At 73.7% G+C, this 3,227-nt stretch carries 5 protein-coding genes and 1 pseudogene; 3 read left to right on the top strand and 3 right to left on the bottom strand.

Going from position 1 to position 3,227, the window contains the following annotated elements:
- Positions 1–82: 82 nt before the first annotated feature.
- Entirely contained in the window at positions 83–703 is a 621-nt protein-coding gene (locus V7E45_RS39545) for a class I SAM-dependent methyltransferase (protein ID WP_333779128.1), read from the bottom strand.
- A gap of 138 nt (positions 704–841) precedes the next feature.
- Between V7E45_RS39545 and V7E45_RS39540 the strand changes: the two genes are divergently transcribed.
- Entirely contained in the window at positions 842–976 is a 135-nt protein-coding gene (locus V7E45_RS39540; protein WP_333779127.1) for a hypothetical protein, read from the top strand.
- A 2-nt stretch (positions 977–978) separates the two neighbouring features.
- Here the strand turns inward: V7E45_RS39540 and V7E45_RS39535 are convergent.
- Positions 979–1,068, bottom strand: a pseudogene (locus V7E45_RS39535) (GNAT family N-acetyltransferase); the annotation flags it as partial.
- On the opposite strand from V7E45_RS39535, the gene V7E45_RS39530 reads away from it, so the two are divergent.
- Together V7E45_RS39530 and V7E45_RS39525 are read left to right on the top strand one after the other, a co-directional pair.
- A complete protein-coding gene (locus V7E45_RS39530) occupies positions 1,024–1,176 on the top strand; it encodes a hypothetical protein (protein ID WP_333779126.1) in 153 nt (50 codons plus the stop codon). The pseudogene V7E45_RS39535 and the gene V7E45_RS39530 sit on opposite strands and share 45 nt — an antisense overlap.
- Before the next feature lie 134 nt (positions 1,177–1,310).
- On the top strand, positions 1,311–2,342 hold the full coding sequence (locus tag V7E45_RS39525) for a lytic polysaccharide monooxygenase auxiliary activity family 9 protein (protein ID WP_333779125.1): 1,032 nt from the start codon (positions 1,311–1,313) through the stop codon (positions 2,340–2,342).
- 64 nt (positions 2,343–2,406) lie between these two features.
- Here the strand turns inward: V7E45_RS39525 and V7E45_RS39520 are convergent.
- Positions 2,407–3,227: esterase/lipase family protein (locus V7E45_RS39520; RefSeq protein ID WP_333779124.1), on the bottom strand; the 821-nt coding region annotated here is incomplete at its 5' end.

Genomic DNA, 3,227 nt, shown 5'->3' with positions numbered 1-3,227 from the left:
GTCCACGCCGTCCACCCTGTCCACCCTGTCCGCCCTGTCCGCCCCGTCCGCCCCGTCCGCCCCGTCCGCCCCGTCCGCACGGCTACACGGTCGCCACCACGGCGTACCGCTCGTCGTCCACCGTCTTCCCCCACAGCACGGCGTCGCCGGACAGCCGCTCCACGCGCACCCGCCGGGCGACCGGCTCCAGAAGCCCGGTGAGCCGGGCTGCGGGTATGCCGACCGGGCTGAGGGTCCCCCAGACGCCCTCGACCAGCACGAACCGGCCCTCGGGGCGCAGCAGGGTGCGCCAGTGGCGCAGGACGCGCGCGGGCTCGGGCAGCGCCCAGAGCACGTGCCGCACCAGGACCACGTCGTACCGCCCCTCCTCCACCGGCGGGTCGGCGGCATCGCCGCGCAGGACCACCGCGTCCTGTCCGGCGAGCTTGGCGCGGGCCAGCGCGACCATGGCCGGAGAGCTGTCGACGGCGGTCACCCGGTGTCCCTGTCCGGCCGCCAGGAGCGACAGGCTGCCGGTGCCGCAGCCGAGGTCGAGGACGTCACAGGGGCGCGCGGGCAGCCAGGACCGCAACCGGGCGGCCCAGGCGGCCCGGACCTCGGGTGCGCGCAGGCCGTGGTCCGGCTCGTCGTCGAACGCGGCGGCCTCCGCGTCCCAGTCCAGGTCGGCACCCACCGCGACCGTCTGCTCACGTTCGTTCGTCATGCCCCCACAGTGACACCCGCCACTGACAGTCCCGACGTGACAGCCGACACTGACAGACCCGCGCCGATGAGGAACTCTCCCCGGAGGCGTCCACCTCCGTGACTACGCGGAACTCGGTAGGCACTGAAGGAGGCAGCGATGCGCCGTGTGACCGTGCAGAAGCCCCTGAAGAGGACGGACAGCCGCCGCGTCCGTGAAGAGGCGGAGGAGCGGCCGGCGGGGCGTCCGGAGGTGCGCAGGGACGTCGCACGCACCTGGTGGCCCGACGGCTGACCGGCGGCTGTGCAGAGCCTGATCTCGCCGAGACCCAGCGCACGCGCGTGCGCGTCGACGAAGCGCAGCAGCAGTCGCCCCACGCCCTGACCGTCGGTCACGTCCCGCACGGCCGGCACGTCGTCCGCGACGGCAGGGCGGATCCGCTCTGCGACGTCGTTCGTCACACCGGGAACGCTGTCTACCTGAGCGCAGCCTGAGCACGTCCTTAAGCCGACCATAAGGATCTCCGCCGTCCGCGCCGAGCGGACGATTTCGCGGCTTCCCGGGGCTAGCTTCTGATCACCCCACGGGATCCGTCCCCCAGTGAACCGCCCTTTTCGAGGAGTTCCGCATGCCCGCACACCGCGTGGCCGCGCACCGCGGGGCCGCCGCCGCGGCGGTCACCGGTCTCGCCCCGCTCGCGCTGACCGCCCTCGCGGCCGCGCCCGCGTCCGCGCACGGCTCGATGGGCGATCCGGTCAGCCGGGTGTCGCAGTGCTACGCGGAGGGCCCGGAGAGCCCCCGGTCGGCCGCCTGCAAGGCGGCGGTGGCGGCCGGCGGCACGCAGGCGCTGTACGACTGGAACGGCATCCGGATCGGCGACGCCGCCGGGCGGCACCGGGAGCTGATACCGGACGGCCGGCTGTGCAGCGCCGGCAACGAGGAGTTCAAGGGGCTCGACCTGGCCCGCTCCGACTGGCCGGCGACGAGCGTGCACAGCGGGTCGTACACGTTCAGGTACCGCGTGACCGCCCCGCACAAGGGCACCTTCAAGGTCTATCTGACCCAGCCGGGTTACTCCCCCGCCAAGCCGCCGGCCTGGTCCGACCTGGACCTGGCGCACCCGGTGGCGACGGCCACCGACCCGGCTGCCTCGGGTGGTTTCTACACCTTCTCGGGCACCCTTCCGGCGCGCACCGGCAGGCAGTTGCTGTACGCGGTCTGGCAGCGCTCGGACAGCCCGGAGGCGTTCTACTCCTGCTCGGACGTGGACTTCGGCGGCGGCGGGGCCGGTGGCGACGCCCCGGCGCCGAGCGCCTCCGTGCCCTCCGACGAGCAGATCGAGGACGGTGCCGGCAGGTCGACGGTCGAGCACCACGGGCACGGGGACGACGACGCGAGCACGTCCGCGCGGCCGTCCGTCACGAGGTCGGCGGCGGAGCCCGCGTCGAAGCCCGGCACGGAACCGGCCACCACGGCTGCCGCGGCCGGCTCCGCCAACCGGCCCGAGGCCGCCGGGACTTCACGGGACCTGGCCGAGACCGGGGCCTCGGCCGGGACCTCGTACGTCGCCGTCGGCGGTGCGGCGGCGCTGGCGCTCGGCTCGGCCGCGCTGTTCCTCTCGGTGCGGCGGCGGGCGGCGTCCGGCGGTCATCGCCGCTGAACCCCGCCCGGCAGCGTTCCGGGGCCCGTACGGCGGCTCAGGCCGGACGGGCCCCGGCGGCGGCTCAGCTGAAGGCCGAGGCGCAGCTGGTGGTGGTCGCGTGGGACGGGTCGAGCGCGTTGGCCACCTCGTGGAAGGCGATCCGGTCGAAGATGCCGATCGCCACGTGCTCGGACAGGTCGAGCGGGCACAGGTCCTGGAGCAGGACGTTGTGGACGTCCCCGCCGCTCAGGTACTGGCTGCGCCAGGGGGTGGCCACCTCGTCGTACTTGGTGGCGATGACCGTGTAGTGCACCCCGGGGACGGTGTCGCCGCCCGCGTTGAGCTTGGTCAGGAACGCGGAGCCGGTGATCTGGTCGGCGAGGCCGGGGGTGGTGGCCTTGATCAGGTCTCCGGCGCCGGGGAAGTACGGCAGCAGGTTGGTGAGGCCCGCGAGGTCGGTGCCGTGGTTGTCGGGGGCGAGGCCGACCAGGGAGTTCACCTTGGCGGCGCCGCCGAGGAACTTCAGGTAGTAGCGGGGCATCATGCCGCCCTGGGAGTGGCCGACCAGGTCGGCCTTGGCGGCTCCGGTGGCGGAGAGAACCTGGTCGACGAAGTCGGAGAGCTGCTGGGCCGACTTGTCGATGGGGCCGAGGCCGTGGAAGAGCGGGACGCCCGACAGCTGGCCGTAGTCGACGGAGTAGACGCAGTATCCGCGGGTCTTCAGATACGGGGCGAGGGACAGCCAGTTGTCGATGGAGTTGCCCAGGGTGCCGTGCACCAGGACGACCGGGCGGGGATGGGCGGCGGAGGGCTTGCAGGAGTAGTCGTTCCAGCCTCCGCCACTCTCGGCTGCGCTCGAGCGGGGGGACCCCGAGCTCGACGCGGTGGCGGTGGGGGTGGGGG

Origin of the sequence: Streptomyces sp. IBSBF 3136 (genome assembly GCF_036815105.1) — a bacterium.
Taxonomy (GTDB): Bacteria; Actinomycetota; Actinomycetes; order Streptomycetales; family Streptomycetaceae; genus Streptomyces.
This window is presented reverse-complemented; position numbering and strand designations above follow the sequence as displayed.